This window comes from Streptomyces sp. NPDC088261, assembly GCF_044740805.1.
Lineage (GTDB): Bacteria > Actinomycetota > Actinomycetes > Streptomycetales > Streptomycetaceae > Streptomyces.
The window spans coordinates 347,268-371,852 of sequence record NZ_JBIURL010000004.1 but is presented as its reverse complement, the minus strand read 5'-3'; the positions used below and the strand labels follow the sequence as shown (position 1 = coordinate 371,852).

Annotated in this window: 20 protein-coding genes; 8 read left to right on the top strand and 12 right to left on the bottom strand. The window is 71.4% G+C overall.

All coding sequences use genetic code 11. The annotated features are described in order from the left end of the window. Positions 1–10: 10 nt before the first annotated feature. Together ACIODU_RS11345 and ACIODU_RS11340 are read right to left on the bottom strand one after the other, a co-directional pair. The gene (locus tag ACIODU_RS11345; protein WP_356425551.1) at positions 11–1,069 is read right to left on the bottom strand and encodes a DUF2637 domain-containing protein; all 1,059 of its coding nucleotides are present in this window, start codon (positions 1,067–1,069) and stop codon (positions 11–13) included. Positions 1,070–1,318: 249 nt separating this feature from the next. Further along, positions 1,319–2,167: a (2Fe-2S)-binding protein gene (locus ACIODU_RS11340; RefSeq protein ID WP_401766524.1), complete on the bottom strand. Its 849-nt coding sequence runs from the start codon at positions 2,165–2,167 to the stop codon at positions 1,319–1,321. Positions 2,168–2,297: 130 nt separating this feature from the next. Here ACIODU_RS11340 and ACIODU_RS11335 point away from each other — a divergent pair, with 130 nt between their 5' ends. Next, positions 2,298–3,056 carry a GntR family transcriptional regulator gene (locus ACIODU_RS11335; RefSeq protein ID WP_401766769.1) on the top strand — a complete coding sequence of 253 codons (759 nt, stop codon included), beginning with the start codon at positions 2,298–2,300 and terminating at the stop codon, positions 3,054–3,056. Between the two features lie 42 nt (positions 3,057–3,098). On the opposite strand, the gene ACIODU_RS11330 is transcribed toward ACIODU_RS11335, so the two are convergent. The 7 genes from ACIODU_RS11330 to ACIODU_RS11300 form a co-directional block, all read right to left on the bottom strand. After that, complete coding sequence (locus tag ACIODU_RS11330; protein WP_356425558.1) at positions 3,099–3,860, bottom strand: enoyl-CoA hydratase/isomerase family protein; 762 nt, start codon at positions 3,858–3,860, stop codon at positions 3,099–3,101. A gap of 76 nt (positions 3,861–3,936) precedes the next feature. Further along, positions 3,937–4,914, bottom strand: a complete 978-nt coding sequence (locus tag ACIODU_RS11325; protein ID WP_401766521.1) for a cytochrome P450 — start codon at positions 4,912–4,914, stop codon at positions 3,937–3,939. A 382-nt stretch (positions 4,915–5,296) separates the two neighbouring features. After that, positions 5,297–6,649, bottom strand: a complete 1,353-nt coding sequence (locus ACIODU_RS11320) for a cytochrome P450 (protein WP_356425564.1) — start codon at positions 6,647–6,649, stop codon at positions 5,297–5,299. Between the two features lie 10 nt (positions 6,650–6,659). Next, on the bottom strand, positions 6,660–7,253 hold the full coding sequence (locus ACIODU_RS11315; protein WP_356425566.1) for an ATP/GTP-binding protein: 594 nt from the start codon (positions 7,251–7,253) through the stop codon (positions 6,660–6,662). After that, the gene (locus ACIODU_RS11310; protein ID WP_161312192.1) at positions 7,228–7,608 is read right to left on the bottom strand and encodes a DUF742 domain-containing protein; all 381 of its coding nucleotides are present in this window, start codon (positions 7,606–7,608) and stop codon (positions 7,228–7,230) included. Before ACIODU_RS11310 ends, ACIODU_RS11315 begins: the two co-directional genes overlap by 26 nt. Further along, entirely contained in the window at positions 7,605–8,006 is a 402-nt protein-coding gene (locus tag ACIODU_RS11305; RefSeq protein WP_356425569.1) for a roadblock/LC7 domain-containing protein, read from the bottom strand. Before ACIODU_RS11305 ends, ACIODU_RS11310 begins: the two co-directional genes overlap by 4 nt. After that, positions 8,003–9,163, bottom strand: coding sequence for an ATP-binding protein (locus tag ACIODU_RS11300; protein WP_401766517.1), 1,161 nt, complete (start codon positions 9,161–9,163; stop codon positions 8,003–8,005). Before ACIODU_RS11300 ends, ACIODU_RS11305 begins: the two co-directional genes overlap by 4 nt. 325 nt (positions 9,164–9,488) lie before the next feature. Between ACIODU_RS11300 and ACIODU_RS11295 the strand changes: the two genes are divergently transcribed. Together ACIODU_RS11295 and ACIODU_RS11290 are read left to right on the top strand one after the other, a co-directional pair. Beyond that, positions 9,489–11,186: an ABC transporter ATP-binding protein gene (locus tag ACIODU_RS11295; RefSeq protein ID WP_401766514.1), complete on the top strand. Its 1,698-nt coding sequence runs from the start codon at positions 9,489–9,491 to the stop codon at positions 11,184–11,186. A gap of 123 nt (positions 11,187–11,309) precedes the next feature. After that, entirely contained in the window at positions 11,310–13,118 is a 1,809-nt protein-coding gene (locus tag ACIODU_RS11290; RefSeq protein WP_401766511.1) for an ABC transporter ATP-binding protein, read from the top strand. A 150-nt stretch (positions 13,119–13,268) separates the two neighbouring features. Here ACIODU_RS11290 and ACIODU_RS11285 read toward each other — a convergent pair whose 3' ends face one another. Continuing rightward, positions 13,269–14,045 carry a hypothetical protein gene (locus tag ACIODU_RS11285; RefSeq protein WP_356425577.1) on the bottom strand — a complete coding sequence of 259 codons (777 nt, stop codon included), beginning with the start codon at positions 14,043–14,045 and terminating at the stop codon, positions 13,269–13,271. Between the two features lie 368 nt (positions 14,046–14,413). Beyond that, positions 14,414–15,187 (bottom strand): response regulator transcription factor, encoded by a 774-nt coding sequence (locus ACIODU_RS11280; protein ID WP_401766509.1) that lies wholly within the window; start codon positions 15,185–15,187, stop codon positions 14,414–14,416. 261 nt (positions 15,188–15,448) lie between these two features. Here ACIODU_RS11280 and ACIODU_RS11275 point away from each other — a divergent pair, with 261 nt between their 5' ends. Further along, entirely contained in the window at positions 15,449–15,994 is a 546-nt protein-coding gene (locus ACIODU_RS11275; protein ID WP_401766766.1) for an RICIN domain-containing protein, read from the top strand. Between the two features lie 26 nt (positions 15,995–16,020). Here ACIODU_RS11275 and ACIODU_RS11270 read toward each other — a convergent pair whose 3' ends face one another. Continuing rightward, positions 16,021–18,795 carry a PucR family transcriptional regulator ligand-binding domain-containing protein gene (locus ACIODU_RS11270; RefSeq protein WP_401766506.1) on the bottom strand — a complete coding sequence of 925 codons (2,775 nt, stop codon included), beginning with the start codon at positions 18,793–18,795 and terminating at the stop codon, positions 16,021–16,023. Between the two features lie 306 nt (positions 18,796–19,101). Between ACIODU_RS11270 and ACIODU_RS11265 the strand changes: the two genes are divergently transcribed. The 4 genes from ACIODU_RS11265 (at position 19,102) to ACIODU_RS11250 (ending at position 24,553) form a co-directional block, all read left to right on the top strand. Then, a complete protein-coding gene (locus ACIODU_RS11265) occupies positions 19,102–19,992 on the top strand; it encodes an FAD binding domain-containing protein (protein WP_401766504.1) in 891 nt (296 codons plus the stop codon). A 2-nt stretch (positions 19,993–19,994) separates the two neighbouring features. After that, a complete protein-coding gene (locus ACIODU_RS11260; RefSeq protein ID WP_356425588.1) occupies positions 19,995–20,519 on the top strand; it encodes a (2Fe-2S)-binding protein in 525 nt (174 codons plus the stop codon). 2 nt (positions 20,520–20,521) lie between these two features. Continuing rightward, on the top strand, positions 20,522–22,957 hold the full coding sequence (locus ACIODU_RS11255) for a xanthine dehydrogenase family protein molybdopterin-binding subunit (protein ID WP_401766502.1): 2,436 nt from the start codon (positions 20,522–20,524) through the stop codon (positions 22,955–22,957). 111 nt (positions 22,958–23,068) lie between these two features. Then, complete coding sequence (locus ACIODU_RS11250) at positions 23,069–24,553, top strand: NCS2 family permease (protein ID WP_401766500.1); 1,485 nt, start codon at positions 23,069–23,071, stop codon at positions 24,551–24,553. Positions 24,554–24,585: the final 32 nt, after the last annotated feature.

Here is a 24,585-nt window from a genome sequence, read left to right as displayed (position 1 = left end):
AGCCTGAACCTCAGCCGAACTGCTGCTCCAGGTCCTTGAGCTTGCGCTCCAGGGAGTCGAGCCGTGGCAATGCCTGGGTGTCGTCCTCCGCGGTGAGGTCGACGGTACGGGGGGCTTCACTGCCCGTCGCGGGCTGAAGGGAGAGCCGGGAGTGATAGGGCAGTTGTCCCGGCTCGGGTATGGCAGGCTCCGCGGCGGCCTCGACGGCCGGCACGGACCCTCCTGGCGCGGTCACGGCGGGCAGCGGGATCTGGCGGCCGCCGCCGCGTCCCCGGCCCCAGGCGCGGTGCTGCCGGTTGAGCGCCTTGATCTGCGCCCGGTCCAGCTTCTGCTGCTCCCGCCTGCGGTGCCGGTTCTGCTCCTTCGTCCGCTTGTCCTCACGGACCTCCTCGACCGCCTCGTCCAGGGTGCGGACGCCTTCGAGCAGCATCAGCGACCAGGCGCCGAACGTCTCGCGGGGCGCGCGCAGCCACCGTACGATCCGGATCTGCGGCAGCGGGCGGGGCACGAGGCCCTGCTCGCGCAGCGCCGCACGGCGGGTCTGCTTCAGCGCGCGGTCGAAGAGCACCGCGGCCGAGAGGGACATGCCGGCGAAGAACTGGGGCGCACCCGCGTGGCCGAGGCCCCGGGGAGCGTGGACCCAGTTGAACCACGCGGCGGCGCCGGCGAACAGCCACACCAGCAGCCGTGAACCGAGAGCGGCGTCACCGTGGCTGGCCTCGCGCACGGCCAGGACGGAGCAGAACATCGCCGCGCCGTCGAGGCCGAACGGGACGAGGTACTCCCAGCCGCCGGTCAGGTTGAGGTTCTCCTGGCCGAAGCCGACCAGGCCGTGGAAGGAGAGCGCCGCGGCGACCGCGGCGCAGCAGAAGAGCAGGGCGTACGAGGCGGTTCCGTAGATCGCTTCCTTGCGCCTGCGGCGCTCCTCGGTGCGTTCCCAGGAGTCCTCGGTCGCGGTCTTCTCACCGGCGCGCTTGCCGCGCGCGAGGATCGCCACCGCCACCAGGATTCCGACGAGCAGCACGCCGCCGGGGAGCAGCCAGTCCAGCGATATGTCGGTCAGTCGCATGCGGTGTTCCTTGCATCGCAGTAGGGCGTATCGGGCGCCATATTGGCGGAAGTGCGGTGTCCCTCAGGGGGTTTTGGGCCAAGACAACGCCAACGAGGCGGAGAGGCGCACAAATAGGCACGCTCGGCTCGAACTGCCGTGCGCAAAGCGGCTGTCATGTCCGATTAATATCACCCCTGCGGGTGGCGTGGAGCCGCCGGGTGACGGGCAGTCAGGCGAGGACCGCCGGAGTGCGAGGTCAGAGCCGGATCAGACGTTCGCGGTCAATTTACCGACACGGTCGGCGTCACACGTACGCGGGCAGGTGACACACGTGTCATCGGGACGCAGTGTGTAGTAGAGGCAGCAGCTCGCCCGGTCGCGGGTGGCGAGGGCCGCGCCGTCGGGTCCCGTCAGCTCACGGAAGCCCGCGGCGCCCACGTACGGACCCGTCGTGCCCGGCAGCAGCAGCTCCAGCTCGGCCATCGCCCGGTGCTCCTCGCCCAGCAGGTGGGCGACGTACCAGAGGCCCTCGACGATCTCGTCGGTCGCCATGCCCCACAGCGCCCGCCGCCCCCGCCGCATCCGGGGGGCGAAGCCCTCCAGCACCGGCCCGAGGTGTTCCGCGACCGCCGCGCGCACCTCGCCGCGCAGCGCCTCCTCGTCCGGCACGACCCGGGCGTCCGGGTGCCCGGCGGCGGGGTCGTCCGGCAGGCAGGCGAAGGACCCGGTCCGTACGGCCATCCTGCCCCGCACCCGCTGGAAGGCGACGTCCGCCACGGGCACCCGCGGCACCCGCCGGTGCAGGAACCACGGCAGCGTGACCAGGAGGCAGGCGGGCCAGGCGTAGCGGTGCAGCGCGAAGCTCGCCACCACGTCGGGGCGGGCCGGCCGCCCGTAGTCCCGCAGGATCTGCGCCTCGTCCCAGCCGAGGAACGTGTCGAGGGCGGCGCCCCCGGCGGCGAGGCCGGCCGCGCTCACCCAGCCGCCGTCGTGCGGCAGCTCCCCGCCGGCCGCGATCTCGTCGACGCGCAGCGCGGGGAAGACCTCGGTCAGCCGGGCGTAGGCGTCCGTGACCGGCGAGGCCGGGAAGCGGGGCAGCAGGGCGGGAAGGGTCATGCAGGGGACCACCGAATCGCGATCGTTTGCAGGTAAGCCTTACCTTACCCGACACGTCCGCTCTTTGAACTGCGGCCCGGCCCGCCTATCGTGCAGGGAGGAGCGGAGGTGGGACCGGGTGGAGCGAAGCCTGGAACAGGACGGCGGGCGGGAGAGGACCGCGCCCCCGCCGTACGCCTCCGCGCGCCCCGACCGGGTGCCGAAGCAGTCGCGTACGTCACCGGAGGACCGGGAGCACACGTACAGCGGCCCCGAACCGTCCGTGCCCCGGCCGGTACGGCGCCATTCCGTACGGGGCCAGATCCTCGACGCGCTGCGCTCCGCGCTCGTGAGTGGCGACCTGGTACCCGGCGAGGTCTACTCGGCCCCCGCCCTCGGCGAGCGGTACGGCGTGTCCGCGACCCCCGTCCGCGAGGCGATGCAGCAGCTGGCGCGGGAGGGCGCGGTCGAGGTCGTCCTGAACCGCGGCTTCCGGGTCGCCGAGCGCGGCGCCGCCGAACTCGCCGAACTGGCGGAGGTACGGGCCCTGATCGAGGTGCCGGTCATGCTCCGGCTGGCCCGTACCGTACCGGCCGAGCGCTGGGCCGAACTGCGGCCGCTGGCCGAGGCGACGGGTGCGGCCGCCGCCTCCGGCGACCACGCCGCCTACGCGGACCGTGACCGCGCCTTCCACCGCGCGGTGCTCTCCCTCGCGGGGAACCAGCAGCTGGTCGCGGTCGCGGACGACCTGCACCGCCGCTCGCAGTGGCCCCTGGTCAGCGCCCCGGCCGTGCGCCGCGCCGACCTCGTCGCCGACGCGGCGGAACACACCGCGCTGCTCGACGCCCTGGCCGCCGCGGACCTGGCCCTGGTGCAGTCACTCGTACGGGACCACTTCAGGGGCGCGTAGCGGCCGCGCTCCTGGACGCACGGCCGCCACCTGTCTCCACCCTCAGCCTCGTCCCGCCCGCCCCGCCGCCACCGAGGCGGTCAGCAGCTCCGCGTCGAACAGGGAGGCGTCCGCGAGCCGGCTGGCGGAGGCGTACGCGTTCATCATGACCTTCGTGGTCCGCAGCGCCGACGCGGATCTGCGCACCAGCGGCCTGGTCCACGCGCTGATGGCGTCCTCCAGCTCCTCCTCGGGAACGACTTTGTGAAGCAGGGACAGGTCGGCGGCCCTGGCGGCGTCGAAGTTCTCGCCGGTCATGATGAGTTCACGGATCCGGGCGGCGCCGGACTCCTGGATGAGCCGGGGCAGCGAGCCGCCCCACGCGGGGGGCATGCCGAGCGCCAACTCGGGGAGCCGAAAACGGCAGTTGTCCGCGCCGGCCCGCAGATCGCAGTAGACCGCGAGCGCCACCCCCGCGCCGATCACCCCGCCGTGCAGCCGGGCGACGGTGACCGCGTCGGACGTCGCGAGGGCGTCGCAGACCCGGCGGGCCTTGGTGCCGAGGGTGCGCAACGCGACCCCGCTGGGGTCCGTACGGAGGAACTCGGCGAACTCCCGCCGGTCACCGCCCACGCAGAAGTCGTCCCCGGCACCCGACAGGATGAGCACGCGAATGCCGGGGTCGTCGTGCACGGTGTCCAGAACGGCGAGAAGCTCGTCCAGCATCAGCCCGGAAATGGCGTTCCCGGTCTCGGGGCTGTTCAACTGGACCTTCAGCAGCGGCCCTTCGTGCCGTACACGCAGAACCTTGAAAGCATCCACCACGCTGTTCCTCGTTTGTCGTCCGCTGTCGCGCGGGCTCTTCTCGATGGGGGACGGAGTCGCGGTCGCCGACAACGCGTCAGCCCGCGACAACTCCCAGTGAGGCGATGCGCCGGAATCCCACCCGGGGAGCCCAGACCGGCGGTGAACTGACGCGCAGGGACGGCATCCGCCTGAGCAGCGTGCTCAGTACCGTCGTCGCCTCCAGCCGGGCCAGCGGGGCGCCCAGGCAGTAGTGGATTCCGCCGCTGAAACTCAAATGCGTCGCGCGGCGGCGGATGTTGAAGACGTCCGGCTCGGAGTGCTGGGCCGGGTCGTGGTTGGCGGCGCCGATCATGAGGTGGACCATCTGGTCCTTGGACACCGGCACCCCGCCGAGGGTGGTGTCCTCGCCGGCGACCCGGCTGATGATGTGGTTCGGGGAGTCGTACCGCAGGACCTCCTCGACCGCGTCGGGGAGGTGCTGGGGGTGCGCGCGCAGCCACTCCAGCTGGAGGGGGTGCTCCAGGAGCAGCCACACCATGGTGGAGATCAGGGTCGACGTGGTCTCCGGCGCGGCCAGCACGACCAGGAGAGCGAGGAGGTAGACGGCCTCGTCCGCCTTCGCCGGGTCGGACTCGATCCCGTCCCACGTCCTGAGCCACGTGGAGATCGGGTCGTCCCCGGGCTCCGCACGCCGCTTGGCCACCAGCTCGATGAAGTACTCCTGGAGCCGGAGGGTCGCGGTGTCGGACAGCGCGAGCTGACTCGGCGAGGGCAGCAGCTCCTGCGCGAACACCTGGTGATGCGTCAGATCACGCATCAGCGCGTAGTCCTCGATCGGCAGACCGAGCCATTCGCAAATGGTGAGGGAGGGCAGTTCCTCGCTGATCAGAGAGCTGAAATCGGCCTCGCCGTTCTCCCGCAGTTCTTCGGCCAGCCGGTCGAAAAGCCGTTCCGTCGTCCTCTCGACCGAATCCTTGGTGGCTTCCAGGGAACTGCGGTCGAAAAGATTGCCGATCGACTGGCGCACCCGGGTGTGATGCGGCGGGTTGAGTGCGGGCAGAGTCCTGCCCATTTCCCGCGAAGAAATGGAATTCCAGCGGGTTTTCTCGCCCTGGCGTAGCCGCCAGGCGCTATCGGGAACCTGCCAAGCCCGGTCTCTTAATACCTGGTTGCAGAGTTCGAAGGAGTTCACCAGGTGGCCGCCCCAGGGGGCGGGCACGACGCTGCCCATGGACCTGAGATCCGCGTAGAAAGGCAGTGGATTCGACTGGCCGTTGGCCGTGCGCAGACGGGAGAACAGTGAAACCACCGCGCGTCGGTCTATGAGTGGCGCTGCCAGGGACGGCTCCACGGAGACTCCTTTATTCAAGACATCACATAAGATTCGCCAACCCTGTCTACCCCGATGGTGGAACACTCATTCGACCGACAATGCCTCTGGCATGTTGCGAATGTCACACCTTCCACCACGACAGGAATCCGCTCCAGAAGTTACCCTTCTGCGCCCGCTGCGGCTGATCCCGTACCGGAGTATTTCCGGCATTGCGGCCCGAGGTCGGCAGAGGGGAGGACTCGCGCCTCTCGTGCCGTACGGGCGTGAAGCGGGACGGCAGCGCGTTGAGCGCGCGGTGGAACGGCCCGGGGCGCCAGGTCAGCGAGTGGGCGGGCACGCCCAGTTCGATGTCCGGCAGCGTGTTGAGGAGCTTCTCGACGGCCAGTACGGAGATCAGCAGCGCGGGGTCCTTCGCCGGGCACGCGTGCGGACCCGCGCCCCAGGCGAGGTGCGCCCGCTTGCTGAGGGTCTGGCGGCTCGCGGAGAGGCCCGGGTCGCTGTTGGCCGCCGCGAAGCTGATGAGGACGGGGTTCCCCGCGTCCAGCCGGCTTCCCGAGAGGTCCACGTCGAACACCGGGTAGTGCACGGCGTAGTTGGCGATCGGGGGGCCGTTCCAGAGCACGTCGTTGATGGCGTCCTCGACCAGCATGCCGTCCCCGCGCTTGTCCTCGGAGAGCAGGAGACGCAGGGTGCTGGAGATGATGTTCTGCGTCGGCTCGGTGCCCGCGCCGATCAGCAGGACGAGCTGATGGATCATCTCCTCGTCGTTCAGGCCGGCTTCGTGCTGCATCAGCCACGAGGTGACGTCGTCGCCGGGCTGGGCGCGCTTGAGCGCGACCAGTTCGAACAGGGACTCGCTGAGCACCTCGTTCGCCTTCTCCGCGTCGACTCCGTCGAAGATCCCGGAGAAGCCGAAGATGAGCCGGTCACCGATCTCGGCCGGGCACCCGAAGAGATCGTTGAAGACGAGCAGGGGCAGCAACTGCGCGTAGTCGGCGACCAGATCGGCCCGGCCCCGCCCGCTGAACTGGTCGATGAGGTAGGAACCGACCCGGTCGACGTGCCGGCTCAGGCGGTGGGTGTCGATGCGGGCCAGACTGGCCGTCACGGCCTGGCGCAGCCGCAGGTGGTCGGCGCCGTCCGAGAACATCGGGTTCGGCCGGTACATCATCATCGGCAGGACGGGGCTGTCGTCCGGTATCCGGCCCTCGTTCAGGGCCCGCCAGCGGCGGGCGTCCCTGGCGAAGGTGTCCGGGTTCTGGAGGACGTGGAGCGCGGCGGCGTAGTCGGTGATGAGCGACGCCTCGACCCCGGGCGTCAGCTCGACCGGGGCGGCCGGTCCGAACTGCCGCAGGTAGGAGTAGAAGCCCTCCGGGTCCGCGGCGAACTCCGGCCCGTGCAGCGGCACGCTCTTGCCGCTGTTGTGCGCGGGGCAGCCGGGCGGCGGAGCGAGGAATTCCGAATGAGATTGCATGCCTGGACTCCTAGTTGAGGCGCGACTGGAGATAACGGACCAGTACGATGAGGGAATGGGCGGACGACCGCTGGTCGCGCGCGTCGCAGGTGACGAGCGGGGTCTCCGGGAGCAGGTCGAGAGCTTCCCGGATCTCCTCGTCGGAGTGGCCCGGCGTGCCGTCGTCGAACCGGTTGACGGCGATGGCGTACGGAATTCCGTACCGCTCGACCAGGTCCATCACGGGGAAGGACTCTTCGAGCCGGTTCGGGTCGACCAGGACCAGGGCGCCGAGGGCACCCCGCGACATGTCCTCCCAGACCTGGACGAACCGCTGCTGTCCGGGGGTGCCGAACAGGTACAGCACCAGCTTCTCGCTGAGCGTGAGCCGGCCGAAGTCCATGGCCACGGTGGTCGTGGTCTTGCCCGGCGTGCCCTTGAGGTCGTCGATCCCCTCGCCCGCCTGCGTCATGACCTCTTCGGTCCGCAGCGGCGGAATCTCGGACATGGTCCCGATGAAGGTCGTCTTTCCCACCGCGAAATGACCGACCACCAGGATCTTGGCCGCGGTCTGCACCGAATCGCGCAGGTAGACGCCGTCATCCAAAGCGAGCTTGGAGCCCATTCAGCACCTCCTCGAGGATTTGCCTGTCGACGCGTTTTGCCGGAGGTATGGGCGCACGGGTGTAGAGATAGCCGTCCGCCGTGAGATCGTGCAGAAGGATTTTGACGACACCCACGGGCAGATGGGTGTGCCCGGCTATCTCGGCGACCGAGAGAAAACCGCCGGAACACAGCTCCATGAGACGCCGCTTTTCGGGATCGAGAAACCCGTTCTGCGGGGCGTTCTCGGACACCGTGATCAATGTGATCAGCGAGAAATCGTTGTCGTCGAGCAGCTCGCGACCGTTGGTGATCACATACGGTCGCACTAATGGAGTGACTTCTTGTTCCAGCTCGGGCTCGTCCGGTGTTGTCATGCTTTCACATCCTCCCGAGGGGGACTGGTGAGCGCCTTGCCGAGCTGGCCGACCAGCTGCTGCATACGGAAGGTGATCTCAGCCATGTCGACTTCGGGCGAGGCGGAGACGGCGAGATAGGCGCCCTCTCCGGCCGATATCAGAAACACCCAGCCGTGGTCGAACTCGACGAGAGTCTGATGCCACTGGGGCCGCTGATCGGGGCCGCCGCAGAAATCGGCGACCGTACGGCTGAGCGACTGCATTCCGCTCATCGCGGCGGCGACGGTGTCGGCGTGGTCCTTTCCGACATCCTTGGAACGGGCCATGAGAAGGCCGTCCGCAGAGACCAGAATGGCATGGCGTGCTTCGGGCACTTCCAGAGCACTGTCAAGCATCCACGAAAGATCGTAGTTCACTGCGTCTCATGCCCTTCACTGCTTGTGTGGGTGGAGCGACGGCCCGATTGCGTGCCCCGCTGGAACGCGCCCATGACGGACGCGGCCTTCTCGCTGTCACGGACGGGCGCCTCCGCCGTCTCGCCCGCCGTCGGCACGATCGAGATCGCGCCGCGCCGGCGGCGCTTGGGCAGACCGCCGAACGTGGTGGCGGGAGCGGGGGCGGCCACGGGGGCGGCGCTCACGCCGCCCGTCGTGTCCTCGTCGGACGGCAGCGGTGAGGAGGTGGCCACGGCTGGAATCTCCTCGGGCTCTGGCATGGACGTGAGCAGTTCGTCGGGCAGCAGCACCACCGCGCGCACCCCGCCGTACGGGGACGTGGAGTCGACGGAGACACTGAAGCCGTACCGGGCGGCGAGCACACCGATCACCGTGAAGCCGAACTGCGGCGGGTTGCCGAGACCGGAGACACCGGGCGCGCGGTCGCTCGACAGGAGCTTGGCGGCCCTCGCCTTCTCCTCCTCGTTCATGCCGACACCGGCGTCGTCGACGACGATGCAGACGCCCTTGGGAACGGGCCGGATGTTGATCTCGATCATCGTCTCCGGCGCCGAGTAACTGGTCGCGTTGTCCAGCAGCTCGGCCAGGGTGAGCGCGACCGGTTCCACGGCACGGCTGACGATGGCGAAATTACTCTGGGCCCGGATTTCCACCCGGGTGAAGTGGCGAATACGCCCCTTCGCACTGCGGACCACGTCGTACAGGGAGGCCGCGGCACGCTGCCGGCCGAGCCATCCGTCGCAGAGCACGGCGATCGACTGGGCACGCCGGGCGAACTGTGAATTCATGTGGTCGATGTCAAGGAGATCCTGAAGAATCTGGAGCTCGCCGTACTTGTCCTGAATCTTCGTGATCGCGAGCTGCTGCTCGCTCGCCAGACCCTGAAGGGTCCGCATGGCGGACTTGAGAGCCGTCTTGGTGGCTTCCTCCGCGCGGTCCTTGGCCTCTTCCACGGCCTCTGCGTAATGCTCCTCCAGATTCGCGTAGTGCCGCTTGAGTTCTTCCTTCTCTTTCCGCAGCTCAGCGATCGACTTGCGTCCACGAATGATCGCGGTCGCGGCCACGGGGGTTCCAGCGATAAGTCCCCAAAGCGCTGGATCCTGAAAGTATTGCGTCATAGGGCTCTCTTCGGGCGAATGGGCAACCAGGTGCGGACATGAATGCACGGTCGGCCGCGCGTGCTCGCCTGCCGGACAGCCGTGAAAGGCCCGGCTAATGGCATAGGTCTCCCCCGGATGTGGCGGATTCTGGGCCGGTGCGCGGAATATCTTTTATGCCCTAGCAGGTTTTCCTACCGCTTGGCAAGCGTGGCGATCTTAGCACCACGCCGGGGCAGGTCGTCCATGGCGTTCTGTGCCCCCTTTTACCCATCTGACGGATTTTCAGCAACGGTCCGCATTTGCGGTCATTGGGTGCCCGGACGGCGGCCGTTAGGGTGCTGCCATGCCTGACACGCCCAGGGGTCCCGGTTCTCCCGACCGACGCGGTCCGCTCCGCTATCTGTGGTGGCTGGTGCGCGCCCAGCCCTGGCGGGTCCTCGCCGGCGCCGCGTACGGCACGCTCTGGATGCTGTGCCTGGCCCTGTCGCCGTACCTGCTCTCCCGCGCCGTCGACGACGGGCTGCGGGCGGGCGACCGGACCGCGCTCGCCGGCTGGACCGGGGCGCTGTTCGCCCTGGGCGCGGTCAACGCCTGGGTGGGCACGATGCGGCACCGGACCATGACCCGGGTCCGGATGGACGCCACGTTCCGTACCGTACGGGTCGTCGTGGCGCACGCGACCCGGCTCGGCGCCGCGCTGCCCCGCCGGGCGACGGCGGGGGAGGTCGTCACCATCGGGATCGGTGATGTCGCGACGATCTCCCGGGCGTTGACCGTCACCGGACCCGGGGTCGGGGCGGTCCTCGCGTACGTCACCGTGGCCGGGCTCCTCCTCGCCGTCTCCCCGCTCCTCGCCCTCGTCGTCCTGCTGGGGGTGCCCCTGCTCGCGGTCGCCATGGGCCCGCTGCTGGGACGGTTGCAGGGCGCGGAGAGCGCGTACCGCGAGCAACGGGGCGCCCTCGCCGGGCGGTTCGTGGACATCGTCGGCGGACTGCGGGTCCTGAGCGGGCTGGGCGGCAAGGACGTCCACGCCGACCGCTACCGGCGCGACTCCGGCCGGCTGCGGGAGGAGGGGTACCGGGTCGGGGCGGTCACCAGCTGGATCGACGCCCTCGGACCCGGCCTGCCGGCCCTCTTCCTCGCCGTCGTGACCTGGCTCGCGGCGAGGATGGCCGTACAAGGGTCGATCTCGGTGGGGGAGTTGGTGGCGGTGTACGGGTATGTCGCCGTCCTCGCCGTGCCCGTGGCGTTCTTCGTCGAAGGCGGCTACGAGGTCACCCGGGGCCTGGTGGCCGCCCGCCGCGTCGTACGGTTCCTCGGCCTGGAGCGCGACATCGAGGACCCGGCGGCGGCCGTGGACGCGCCCCGGGCGCCCGCCGTGCTCCACGACCCCGCCTCCGGCGTCGAGGTGGTGCCCGGCACGCTGACCGTCCTGGCCGGCGCCCGTCCCGAGGACGGCGCCGCCGTGGTCGACCGGCTCGGCCGCTTCACCGCCTCGGCGGCCACCTGGGACGGCACCCGGCTCGACGCCATGTCCCTGCCGGAGGTCCGCGCCCGGATCCTCGTCGCCGACCACGAGGCCGACCTCTTCGCCGGAACCCTGCGCGACGTCCTCGCCGGCCGCGAGGAGCGCGACGAACAGGCCCTCACCCGGGCACTGTTCGCCGCCGCCGCGCAGGACGTCGTCCTCGGACTGCCCGACGGCGTCGACTCCGTGATCGACGCCGGAGGCCGTAACCTCTCGGGCGGCCAGCGCCAACGCGTGCGGCTGGCCCGGGCGTTGCTCGCCGACCCGGAGGTCCTGCTCGCCGTCGAACCGACCTCGGCCGTCGACACCCACACCGAGGCCGCCGTCGCCGCCCGGCTGCGCGCCGCCAGGAAGGGGCGTACGACCGTGGTCACCAGCACCTCACCCCTGCTGCTCGCGCAGGCCGACACCGTCTGCTTCCTGACCGACGGCCGGGTGAGCGCCGTCGGCACCCACCAGGAACTCCTGCGCGGCGACAGCGGATACCGCGAGGTCGTGTCGCGGGGCTCGTAGGGCGCGGACCCGGCACGCGCACACATCAGGACGAGCCCGTCGATTCATTGATCTGCCGAGTCCGCCGAGTCCGCCGATTCATCGATCCGCCGATCCGCAGATCCGCCGAGAGGACCATCCCCCATGACCGCCCGGCAGTTGCCCGTCGCCTCACCCCGCCAAGTCCGGCGCGCGGCGGCCGGGTTGATCCGCCAGGACGCCCTCGCCTTCACCACCCTCATCGTCCTCAACGCCCTCGCGGCGGCGGCCGGGCTCGTCAGCCCCTGGCTCCTCGGCCGCGTCGTCGACGCCGTCGCGGCGGGGGAGGGGACGCGGACCGTCGACCGGTACGCGCTCGTCATCGTGGTCTGCGCGCTCGCGCAGTTCCTCCTCACCCGCCAGGCCCGGTTCGTCGGCCACCGCTTCGGCGAACGCACCTCCGCCAGGATCCGCGAGCAGATGGTCGACCGCGCGCTCGCCCTGCCCGCCTCGGCGGTCGAGCGCGCGGGCACCGGCGACCTCGCGGCCCGCGGCACGGCCGACGTCCCCGAGGTCAGCACCACCCTGCGGGACGCCGGACCCGACGTGTTCATCGCGACCGTCCAGATCGTGTTCGTCCTCGGCGCCGTCTTCGCCCTCGACGTACGGCTCGGTGCGTGCGGGGTGCTCGGCCTGCTCGGCATCTGGTGCGCCACCCGCTGGTACCTGCGCCGCGCCCACGGTGACTACCTCGCCGAGGGCGCCGCCAACTCCGCGCTGGCCGAGGTGCTGTCCGCGACCGCGTCCGGCGCCCGTACGGTCGAGGCGTTCGGCCTCCAGGAGCGGCGGATCGCGGCCTGCGAGGACGCCGTCGAGCGCTGCCGGCGCACCCGCACCCGCACGCTCTTCCTGCGCAGCGTGCTCTTCCCGGCCGTGGACGTCTCGTATGTCGTGCCGGTTGTCGCCGTCCTGCTGGTCGGCGGGGCACTGCTCGACCGGGGCGCCGTCTCCCTCGGTACGGTCGTCTCCTGCGCCCTGTATCTGCGCCAGCTGGACACCCCGATGGACACGATCCTGCGGTGGGTGGACCAACTCCAGAGCAGCGGGGCCTCGTTCGCGAGGGTGGAGGGGCTGGGCCAGGAACCACCGGCGGACCCGGCACCCGGACGCGTCCCCGCCGGTGACCTGATCGAGGTGACCGGCGCGCGGTACGCGTACGACGGCGGGCGCGACGTCCTGCACGGCGTCGACCTGACCGTCCGCCCCGGCGAACGGCTCGCCCTGGTCGGCCCGTCGGGGGCCGGCAAGTCCACCCTCGGCCGGCTGCTGGCGGGCATCGACCGGCCGCACACCGGCGCGGTGACGGTCGGCGGGGTGCCGGTCGCCGCACTCGGCCCGGACGAACTGCGCCGCCAGGTCGTCCTCGTCACCCAGGAGCACCACGTCTTCGCCGACACGGTCAGGGACAACCTGCGGATCGCCGCCCCGGCCGCCACCGACGACGACCTGCGCGCGGCGCTCGCCGCCGTCGGCGCGGACTGGGTGGACGAACTGCCCCAGGGCCTCGACACGGAGCTCGGCACCGGGGCGGGCGCGACCCGCACCGACGGGGCGCGATCCCAGCAACTGGCCCTGGCCCGGGTGGTCCTGGCCGACCCGCACACCCTGATCCTCGACGAGGCGACCGCCCTGCTGGACCCGGCGACCGCGCGGCACACCGAACGCGCGCTGGCCGCCGTCCTCGAAGGCCGTACGGTCATCGCCATCGCCCACCGGCTCCACACGGCCCGCGACGCGGACCGGGTGGCGGTGCTCGACGACGGCCGGCTGACCGAACTGGGCACGCACGACGAGCTGGTGGCGCGCGGCGGGGCGTACGCGGGTCTCTGGCGCTCCTGGCACGGCGGCGAACCGCCGGCGCGGGCCCCGCACCCCCGTCTCCCCGGCGACCAGGCGGATTCGATCACTCTGTGATCACAAAACGCGGGGCCGTCTTGTGCCCGGAGTCGGCGGCCCTGTACGAAGATCATCAACGATGATCGTCAGGGATGACCGCCTTCGAGCCGGAGAGAAGCAGCACGTCGCGATGTCCGTAGCGCCACCGCACCCCGCCCGCCCGACCGCTCACACCGGCGCCGGGGGCGTCAACTGGTCGGCCAGCCACGTCGGTACTCCGCCCAGCAGACGGAAGAGACGCCCGGCCTCGGCGCGCAGCCTGGTCGCCTCCGGTTCCGGCTCGGCGTCGGCGAGCGCCGCGAGGGCCGGGGCCGTACCGACGAGATAGCCCAACTCCTCGCGGATCCGCAGCGATTCGCCGAAGCCGTGTCTCGCCTCGGCCAACTCGCCCTCGCGCAGGGCGAGTCCGGCCAGGTGGCGCCAGGTGAAGGAGAGCAGCAGCGTCTCCTCGTGCGCGGTGGCGGCGGCGTGGGCCCTGCGGTACGCGGCGCGGGCCGACTGGGGGGAGTCGGCGACGTGCTCGGCGAACAGCCCGCGGCGGAAGTCGAGCAGGGCGCGGCCCGGGGCGCTGGGGTGGATCAGCGCCGCCGCGCGGCTGAGCGCGGCGCGGGCCTCGTCGGCGCGGTCGCGGACGTGCAGGACGGTCGAGGCGTAGGCGAGATGACCGCGTTCGCAGGCGGCGGCGCCGCGCTCGTCGTCCTCCCGCGCCGTGGCCTCGGCGACCCGCAGCGCGTCCTCGGCCTCCGCCCAGCCGTTCGCCGTGAACAGGCATCGCTCGACGAGCAGTGACGCGCGCTGGAGCGCGGGGGCCGGGTCGGCGGCGTGCGGTGCGAGCAGGGCGGCCGCGTCGGTCCAGCACCCTCGCGAGCGCAGCCGCCATACCGCGGTCTGGAGTGGGTCGTCACCGGCAGTGGTTCCGGAACCAGACATGGCGGTATGCGCCACATTGCCCTCCCCGAGCGCGCCATTGTGCTGTTGGGTGTGGACGCATCTCAGCACGGATCGGCACGCTGGGCCAAGAGGACAGGTGAAAAAATTCACAATGCCTTGGTCATCGATGGGGGCGGCGGGGCGCCCAGGACAAGGGCGTTACGGGCGCCCTGGTGCCGGTGGTGACACCCTTCGCAGGGCTTTCACCTGGGAAGACGCCGGGGAAACGGCGGGTGTCGGGCAGGCCGGAATCATCGCTTCCGGCGGCCCGCGCGGGAGAGTTGGATCTCCGGGCGACCTGGACGACCGGGACGCCGTCGAGGGGTGACGGCGGTCAACACGACACCGGTGGCGCCGGCCACCACGACCGCACGGGTGGCGGGTCATCGCCGGGCGCGATTCCCGGGCTGGCGGAGCCACCAGGCGACGGCGGCGGCGCGGCTGGGGACGTCGGCCTTGCCGAAGACCCCTTCGAGGTGCTTGCGGACGGTCCGTGAGCTGATGCCGAGCGCGCGGGCGGCCTGGTCGTTGGTGTGGCCGGCGGCGACGAGGGCGATCACCTGGGTCTCGCGTTCGGTGAGGGTGCGCCGGTGCGGTGGGGCGCCGGGCGGGCCGGCCTTGATCCTCGCCTGGATCGCGGTGACCTGGGCGCGGTGGTCCAGCGCGGTGGCGAGGAGGTCGCGGAGGGGGTGGAGCGCCTGGGTCTCGCGGTCGGAGAAGTCGTGGAGCCTGCGCGTCAGGCCGATGAGGACCAGGTTCTCGTCGCTGAGGTGCGGTGCCATCAGCAGCAGATGACGCATGCCGTACCGGGCGAAGACCTCCCGGTAGACGAGGGTCCGCCGGAAACGGTGGAAGGGCATGAAGTCGCTCGTACGGTACGGGTGCGGGTCGCCGGTGGTGAGCAGGTTCACGAGGTACGGGTCGTCGGCGGACAGGGCCATCCAGTGGTCGATCTCGTCCGCCGACAGGGTGCTGGGTTCTCCGGCCATCGTCACCGAGGGCGTCCGGGTCCGCCAGGCCGGGCAGATGTCGACGCACACACAGTCCGCGCCGACGACGCGGAGCAGCCCTTCGGCCAAGTCCTCGGCGTAGGGCTCGTTGTTGACGATGCGGTGGGCGGCGAGCAGTGCGTGCCGTAACAGATGTGCCTCGTTCACGGCGGTCCCCCCGTCCCGGCTGTCCCCGGCGCATGGCCCATGGCCTTTGGGGAGGATAAGCCTAAAAGAGTGTCATGCACAGGTCATTCTCGGCGTCAAGGTGGCGGAATGGGCACCTGTCGCGTGGGAGCCGCGCCCTCCACGATGGACGCGGGGGCGGGAAATCGGCTCACCGGTGAACACCGACGACATCAAGGAAAGGGAAATGGGTTGAATTTCTTACGGAGAAGAAGACTGAGACGAACGACGCTGGTGGCGGCGATGGTCACGGTGGCGGGTCTCGTGGCCATTCCGTCGGCGACCGCCCGGGAAACCGCGGCGGCCGCTGATCCCCCGTTTGTGGAGATCGCGAATCAGTGGACCGGACTCCACGCGGACGTCATGTGGGCCTCCACCGCCCCGGGTACGGGGGCATTCCTCTGGCCGAACAACGCGAGCTGGTCGCAGGAGTTCGAGCGGCTGGACAGCGGAAACGGATTCTTCCGCCTCAGGGCACGCCATTCCGGCCAGTGCCTGGCCGTCCTCGGCGGCAATCCCGCGAATGGTGTACCGATCATTCAGGAGCCGTACTGTGACGCCAACGGCCGGTCGAATGAGTGGTACACGCAGGAGATCCGTCCGCCGCAGGAACCGTGCATGTGCTTCCCCATTACTTACATGATCATCAGGAACCGGCTGAGCGGACGGTGCATGGAAGTCAATTCCCCCTCCGGCCAGCCGGGTGAGCAGTCGGTTCTCCAGGTGTGGAACTGCATCACCTCGGGCACGGAATGGAATCGCGCGAATCAGGTGTGGCGCTGGGCGTGAGCGCCCGGCAGATCGCGTCAGCGCGGTCAGCCCATCCGCAGCGCGAGGAAGAAGTCCAGCTTGTCCTCCAGGCGGGCCAGGTCGCGGCCGGTCAACTGCTCGATCCGGCCCACCCGGTAGCGCAGGGTGTTGACATGAAGGTGCAGCCTGGCCGCGCAGCGGGTCCAGGAGCCGTCGCAGTCGAGGAACGCCTCCAGGGTGGGGATCAGCTCCGCGCGGTGGCGTTTGTCGTACTCCCGCAGCGGGTCCAGCAGCCGGGCCGTGAAGGCGCGCCGGACGTCGTCGGGGACGAAGGGCAGCAGCAGGACGTGCGAGGCGAGTTCGTGGTGCCCGGCCGCGCAGACCCGCCCGGGCCGCGCCGCCGCGACCCGGCGGGCGTGCCGGGCCTCCTCCAGCGCGCCGCGCAATCCCTCGGCCGAGTGCACGGCGGCGCTCACCCCGAACGTCAGCCGCCCATCCTCCCCGAGCCCAGCGCTGAGCGTCCCACGTACGGCGCCCAACAGGACGTCGGCGTGCAGCCCTTGCCCGGGCGGGTCGGTAGGGGCGCCGGTGCGGTTACCGGTGCCGGTGTCGGTCCCGGTGACGGCGGCCGTCGCGCCCGTACGGGGGCCGGTCCCAGTGCCGGCCGCAGACCCAGTGCCGGTACGGGCCCCGGAGCCGGTGCCGGGGTGGAGCGGGGTCCCGTTGCCGGTCCCGGTCCCGGCTCCGGCGTGGGTGCCGGGCCCTGTGTTGGCACGGGCCCCGGAGCCTGAACCGGGGTGGAGCAGGGTGCCGTTGCCGGGGGTGGCTCCCGCAACGGCGTCGGTGCCGGTCCCTGTGGTGGCCGCAGGCCCCGTGCCGGTACGGGCCCCGGAGCCGGACGCGGGGTGGAGCGGGGTCCCGTTGCCGGTCCCGGCTCCGGCGTGGGTGCCGGGCCCTGTGCTGGCACGGGCCCCGGAGCCTGAACCGGGTTGGAGCAGGGTGCCGTTGCCGTTGCCGTTGGCGAGGGCGGCTCCGGCAACGGCGTCGGTCCCTGTGGTGGCCGCAGGCCCCGTGCCGGTACGGGCCCCGGAGCCGGACGCGGGGTGGGACGGGGTCCCGTTGGCGGGTGCGGCACTGGCTCCGGCGGCGATGCCGGTGCCGGTCTCAGTGCTGGCCGCAGGCCCCGTGTCGGTACGGGCCCCGCTGCCGGAGCCGGGGTGGAGCCGGTTGCCGCTGCCGGGGGCGGGCCTGGCACCAGCACCGGCGTCAGTGCCGGTCCCGGTGCTGGCCGCAGACCCCGTGCCGATACGGGCCCCGGAGCCTGAGCCGGGATCGAGCGGATTGCCGTTGCCGGGCTGGAGCCCGGCGCCCGTGTCGGGGGCGGGCCCGGCACCGGTTCCAGCACCGGACGCCAGGCCGTGGGCCGTCTGGGACGCTGCCCCAGCGCTGGCCGGGCTGTGGGGCGTTACCCCGGCACCGGCCGGGGCATGGGGCGCGGCCCCAGCGCCAGCCGGGCTGTGGGCCCCGGCACCAGCCGGGCTGTGGGGCGCCGCCCCAACCCCCGCCCCCGTGTGCGCCGCCGCCGCCCCAGCCCCCGGCCCGTCCCCCCGTACCTCCATGGCGATCGGTACGAGCGCAATCGCCTCGCCGTCCGAATGCGCCACCGCGATCCGGTCCGACAGGTCCGTCCCCGGTGGGGTGTGGGCCGCCAGGATCTCCTCCAGGGCCGCCTGACCCGCCGGGCCCGACGCGACCGCCGTACCCGCGTCGTCCCCCGACCACTCCAGTCGCGCCACCACCACCTGCCAGTGCGGTGCCGCGCCCACGCCGGGAAGCAGGACCGGCGCCGCCACCCGCAGCCGCGCCGCGATGTCCGCCGGGGGCGCCCCCTCCTGGACCAGGTCCACGACCTCCTGGGCGAGCCGGCGCCGTACCGTACGCGACGCGTCGCGCCGGTCCCGTTCCACCGAGATCAGCTGGGTCACCCCCCGCAGCAGGTCAAGCCGCGCCGCCGGCCACTCACCCGCGTCCGCCTCGACCGCCAGGAACCAGTCCGACAGCACCGTCTCCCGTACGTCCCGTACATCCCGTACGTCCAAGAACGCGGCGGGCGCCGTACCGCCCCCCGGTTCGCGGATCGGGCCCTGATCCCGGTCGTCGTAGGGGACGTGGACCCCGTCGTGAATCGGGAACAGGGAGTACGCCGTCCCCCCGGCCGTCACCCGATGGGGCGACCTCCGTCCCGAACGAGTGGCCGCCAGATGCTCCGCCGCCAGCGCCGCCGCCCGCCCCGCAGGCAGCCGCTCGCCGCCGCCCGCGATCTGCCGGCCGGTGGGGGTGAGGACCCACGCCCGCAGGTCGAGGTCGGAGGTGAGCAGGTCCAGCACCACCTCGGGGCCCCCGCCCGCCGGCCCCGACGTCATCAGCCTGCGGTGCCGGTCCACGACCGCCGCCAGATCCCCGGCCCGCTCCCCGGACACCTGCCGTACGACGTGCTCGGTGATCGTCGCGAAGGCCACGTCCTCCCGCACCGCGAACAACGGCATCCGGTGCCGGACACACGCCGTGACCAGGTCCTCCGGGATGTGCCCCAGCTCCGCCTCGCCCGCCGCGAGCCCCGCGACCCCGGCCGCGTTGAGGATCCGTACGAACGGCTCCGCGTCCTCCGCGGAGCGCCGCCACGCCAGGCCCGTCAGGACCAGTTCACCGCCCGAGAGATAGCGGCTCGGGTCCCGCAGATCGGTCGTCATGACGCCACGGACACCACGGTCCAGTTCCCCCGCGCCGCCCAGCAGCCGCAGGCCCAGCGCGTCGGTCTCCAGCAGTGCGCGCAGCCGCATCTCTCGCCGCCGATCCTTCTCGTCGATTCAGTCGGTTCAGTCGGTTGAGTGGGTTGAGTCGGTTGAGTCGATTCAAGCGAGGCTCGCCTTCGGTTCCCCTTTGTTCGAATCTACAAGACCCCGCGCACGCCCCGCCCACCCCTTCATGGTTTCCGTGACTGCCCCCAGGCGGCGCACTGCTTGTGTACTTGTGCCACACCGCGTGAACAGTTCATGGACAGGGCCGCCCGTCCCCGCCCGATCACGAATCGCACGACGCACGATCACGGATCGCACGACAGCGAACGATCGAGAGAAGAGCCATTCATGGACTTCCTTCGCCCCGCCACCTGGCAGGACGCGCTCGCCGCCAAGGCCGAGCACCCCTCCGCCGTCCCCCTCGCGGGCGGTACGGACGTCATGGTCGAGATCAACTTCGACCACCGCCGCCCCACGCACCTGCTCGACCTCAACCGCGTCGGCGAGCTGGCCACCTGGACGGTCGAGGACGACCACGTCCGGCTCGGCGCCTCCGTCCCGTACACCGCCATCATGGAGAACCTGCGGACCGAGCTGCCCGGCCTCGCGCTCGCCTCCCACACCGTCGCCTCGCCCCAGATCCGCAACCGCGGCGGCGTCGGCGGCAACCTCGGCACCGCGTCCCCGGCCGGCGACGCGCACCCCGCGCTCCTCGCGGCGGGCGCCGAGGTGGAGGCCGAGTCGGTACGGGGCACCCGCCTCATCCCCATCGACGCGTTCTACACCGGCGTGAAGCGCAACGCCCTCGCGCCCGACGAGCTGATCAGGGCCGTACGCGTCAAGAAGGCGGACGGACCCCAGCAGTACTCGAAGGTCGGCACCCGCAACGCGATGGTCATCGCCGTCTGCGCGTTCGGGCTGGCCCTGCACCCCCGCACCCGTACGGTACGGACCGGCATCGGCTCCGCCGCCCCCACGCCCGTCCGGGCCCGGGCGGCCGAGGACTTCCTCGGGGCGGCGCTCGAAGAGGGCGGCTTCTGGGACAACGGGAAGATCATCACGCCGTCGGTCGCGAAGCAGTTCGCGGACCTCGTCGCCGGCGCCTGCAACCCCATCGACGACGTGCGCGGCACCGCGACGTACCGCCGCCACGCCGTCGCCGTCATGGCCCGCCGCCAGCTCGGCTGGACGTGGGAGCAGTACCGCGGCACCGGTCGAACCCTCCGAGGAGCTGCCTGATCATGCGTGTGAACTTCACGGTCAACGGACGCCGGCGGGAAGCCGATGACGTCTGGGAGGGCGAGAGCCTTCTGTACGTCCTGCGGGAGCGGCTGGGCCTGCCCGGCTCCAAGAACGCCTGCGAGCAGGGCGAATGCGGTTCTTGTACGGTACGGCTCGACGGCGTTCCGGTCTGCGCGTGCCTGGTCGCGGCCGGGCAGGTGGAGGGCCGCGAGGTACTGACGGTCGAGGGGCTGGCGGAGTACGCGGGCCGGCGCGACCAGGATCGGAACGGGGGCCAGGGCCGGGTCCGCGAGGGCGAACTGTCCCATGTCCAGCAGGCGTTCATGGACGCGGGCGCCGTGCAGTGCGGCTTCTGCACCCCGGGGCTGCTGGTCGCCGCCGACGAGATGCTGGAGCGCAACCCGTCCCCCACCGACGCGGACATCCGCGAGGCGCTGTCCGGGAACCTGTGCCGCTGCACGGGGTACGAGGCGATTCTCGACGCCGTACGGCTGGCCGCGGCGCGACAGGAAGAGGCGATCTGACGATGGCGTCCTCGACACCCCGTACCTCCACAACACCGGGAACCTCCACGCCCCGCACCCCCACCGGCACCCCTGCCAGCCTCACCCAAGGCTCCCGCACCAAAGGCGGCATCGGCGAGTCCACCCTCCGCCCCGACGGCACCCTCAAGGTCACCGGCGAGTTCGCGTACTCCTCCGACATGTGGCACGAGGACATGCTGTGGGGGCACACCCTCCGCTCCACCGTCGCGCACGCCGAGGTCCGGTCGATCGACATCTCCGAGGCCCTCGCCGTCCCCGGCGTGTACGCCGTCCTGACCCACGACGACCTGCCCACCGCCGTGAAGCACTACGGGCTGGAGATCCAGGACACCCCCGTCCTCGCCCACGGCAAGGTCCGCCACCACGGCGAGCCCGTCGCGATCGTCGCCGCCGACCACCCCGAGACCGCGCGCCGCGCCGCCGCCAGGATCCGGATCGACTACGCCGAACTCCCCGTCGTCACCGATGAGTTGTCGGCCACCGCGCCCGGCGCCCCCCTGGTCCACGAAGGCCGCGAAGACCACCACATCGGCCATGTCCCGCACCCGAACATCGTCCACCGCCAGCCCATCGTCCGCGGCGACGCCGACGCGGCGGCGGCCCGCGCGGACGTGATCGTCACCGGCGACTACGTCTTCGGCATGCAGGACCAGGCCTTCCTCGGCCCGGAGTCGGGACTCGCCGTCCCCGCCGAGGACGGCGGCGTGGACCTGTACGTGGCCACCCAGTGGCTCCACTCCGACCTGCGCCAGATGGCCCCCGTCCTCGGCCTGCCCGAGAAGAAGGTCCGGATGACCCTGTCCGGCGTCGGCGGCGCCTTCGGCGGGCGCGAGGACCTGTCGATGCAGATCCACGCCTGCCTGCTGGCCCTGCGCACCGGCAAACCGGTCAAGATGGTCTACAACCGCTTCGAGTCGTTCTTCGGCCATGTCCACCGCCACCCCGCGAAGTTGCACTACGAGCACGGCGCGACGCGCGACGGAAAACTCACCCACATGAGGTGCCGGATCGTGCTCGACGGCGGTGCGTACGCCTCCGCGTCCCCGGCCGTCGTCGGCAACGCCGCCTCCCTCTCCGTCGGCCCGTACGTCGTCGAGGACGTCGACATCGAGGCGATCGCGCTCTACACCAACAACCCGCCCTGCGGGGCGATGCGCGGCTTCGGCGCGGTCCAGGCGTGTTTCGCGTACGAGGCGCAGATGGACAAGCTGGCCGCCGAACTGGGCCTGGATCCCGTGGAGTTCCGGCAGCGCAACGCCATGGAACAGGGCACGCTCCTGCCGACGGGCCAGCGGGTCGACTCGCCCGCGCCCGTCGCCGAGCTGCTCCGCCGCGTGAAGGCCAGGCCGCTGCCGCCCGAGCGGCAGTGGCTCACGGCGGGCGAGGCGGCGGACGTACGGGCCCTGCCGGGCGGGCTGTCCAACACCACGCACGGCGAGGGGGTCGTACGGGGTGTCGGCTACGCGGTCGGCATCAAGAACGTCGGCTTCTCCGAGGGCTTCGACGACTACTCCACCGCCCGGGTCCGCCTGGAGGTCGTCGCGGGGGAGCCGGTCGCCGTCGTGCACACCGCGATGGCCGAGGTCGGCCAGGGCGGGGTGACCGTCCACGCGCAGATCGCCCGCAGCGAACTGGGCGTCACCCAGGTCACCATCCAGCCCGCCGACACCCAGGTCGGCTCCGCGGGATCGACCTCCGCGTCCCGCCAGACCTATGTCACGGGCGGCGCGGTCAAGAACGCCTGCGAGCACGTGCGCGAGCGGGTGTTGGAGCTGGGGCGGCGCAAGTTCGGTACGTACCACCCCGCTTGGGCCACCGCCGAGCTGCTGCTCGAAAGCGGCAAGGTCGTCACCGACGGCGGCGAGGTGCTGGCCGATCTCGCGGACGTGCTGGAGGACGAGGTGGTGGACCTGGAGCTGGAGTGGCGCCACCGCCCGACCGAGGCCTTCGACCTCCGTACGGGACAGGGCAACGGCCATGTCCAGTACTCGTTCGCCGCCCATCGCGCGGTGGTCGAGGTCGACACGGAACTGGGCCTCGTCAAGGTCATCGAACTGGCCGTGGCGCAGGACGTCGGCAAGGCGCTCAACCCGCTCTCCGTCGTCGGCCAGATCCAGGGCGGCAGCCTCCAGGGCCTCGGGGTGGCGGTGATGGAGGAGATCATCGTCGATCCCGTGACCGCGAAGGTACGCAACCCGTCCTTCACGGACTACCTGATCCCCACCCTCCTCGACACCCCGACCATCCCGGTCGACGTGCTCGAACTCGCCGACGAGCACGCGCCGTACGGGCTGCGGGGCGTCGGCGAGGCGCCGACTCTGTCGTCAACTCCCGCGATTCTGGCGGCGATCAGGAACGCGACGGGGCTGGAGCTGAACAGGACGCCCGTACGACCGGAACACCTGACGGGCATGTGAGGGCCCGCGCACCACCCCTCGTCCACACACCACCACCACTTCTTCGTTCGTCTCGGGCCGTCCCCCGGGTCGTGCAGCCCACGCATCCATCTCCCCTCCGGAGCAGGCAACATGACCCATTCGTCACTGGAACCCAGGACCACCACAGCCGAGGACACCGCGGCCGAGGACGCCGGCACCGAGAAAGCCGGCGCGCGTCCTCCGGCCAACCGGACCCGGCTGGACAGATACTTCGAGATCTCCCACCGGGGTTCGACCCTCGCCCGCGAGATCCGGGGCGGCGTCACGACCTTCATGGCCATGGCGTACATCCTGCTGCTCAACCCCCTGATCCTGTCCGGCGAGGACGTCGCGGGCGACACCCTCGCCCGGTCCGCCCTGATCACCGCGACCGCCCTCGCCGCGGCGCTCACCACCCTCCTGATGGGCCTCGTCGGGAAGGTGCCGCTGGCCCTGGCCGCCGGGCTCTCCGTCTCGGGGGTGCTCGCCGGGCAGGTCGTGCCCGTGATGACGTGGCCGCAGGCCATGGCGATGTGCGTGCTGTACGGGGTGGTGATCTGCCTCCTGGTGGTCACCGGCCTCCGCGAGATGATCATGAACGCGATCCCGCTCGCCCTGAAACACGCCATCACCATCGGCATCGGCATGTTCGTCGCGCTCATCGGCCTGGTGAAGGCCGGGTTCGTCCACGCCTCGGAGGCCGGCGGCCCGGTCACCCTCGGTCCGGCCGGCCAGCTCGCCGGGTGGCCCGTCCTGCTCTTCTGCCTGACCCTGCTGCTGATCTTCATGCTCCAGGCGCGCCGGGTGCCGGGCGCGATCCTGATGGGCATCGTCATCGGCTCGGTGGCCGCCGCGGTCCTCGACGCCACGGGCGTCATAGCCACCACGTCGTGGGGCAGTGGGCCACCGGAGCTGACCGGGAGTGCGGTCTCCCTGCCCGACTTCTCGCTCTTCGGGCAGGTCGACTTCGGCGGCTGGGGCGACGTCGGCGCGATGACGGTGGGGATGATCGTCTTCACTCTGGTGCTGGCGGGCTTCTTCGACGCGATGGCGACCATCATCGGGGTCGGCACGGAGGCGCGACTCGCCGACGACGGGGGCCGGATGCCGGGCCTCTCCAAGGCGCTGTTCATCGACGGGGCCGGCGGCGCGATCGGCGGAGTGGCGGGCGGCTCGGGCCAGACGGTCTTCGTCGAGTCCGCGACGGGCGTCGGCGAGGGGGCACGTACCGGCCTGGCGTCCGTCGTCACCGGCCTGCTCTTCGCGGCGTGCCTCTTCTTCACCCCGCTCACCCGGCTGGTGCCGGGCGAGGTGGCCGCCGCGGCCCTGGTGGTGATCGGCGCGATGATGGCGCAGAACGCCCGGCACGTCGACTGGGGCGACCGCGCCGTCGCCGTCCCGGTCTTCCTGACCGTGGTGCTGATGCCGTTCACGTACTCCATCACCGCGGGGGTCGCGGCGGGCGTCATCTCGTACACGGCGCTCAAGGTGGCGCAGGGCAGGGCCCGGGAGATCGGGGCCTTCATGTGGGGGCTGACGGCGGTCTTCGTGCTGTTCTACGCGCTGCACCCGATCGAATCCTGGCTGGGCGCGTAACTCCCCCTCCCCCCGAGACGCGAGGAGATCCC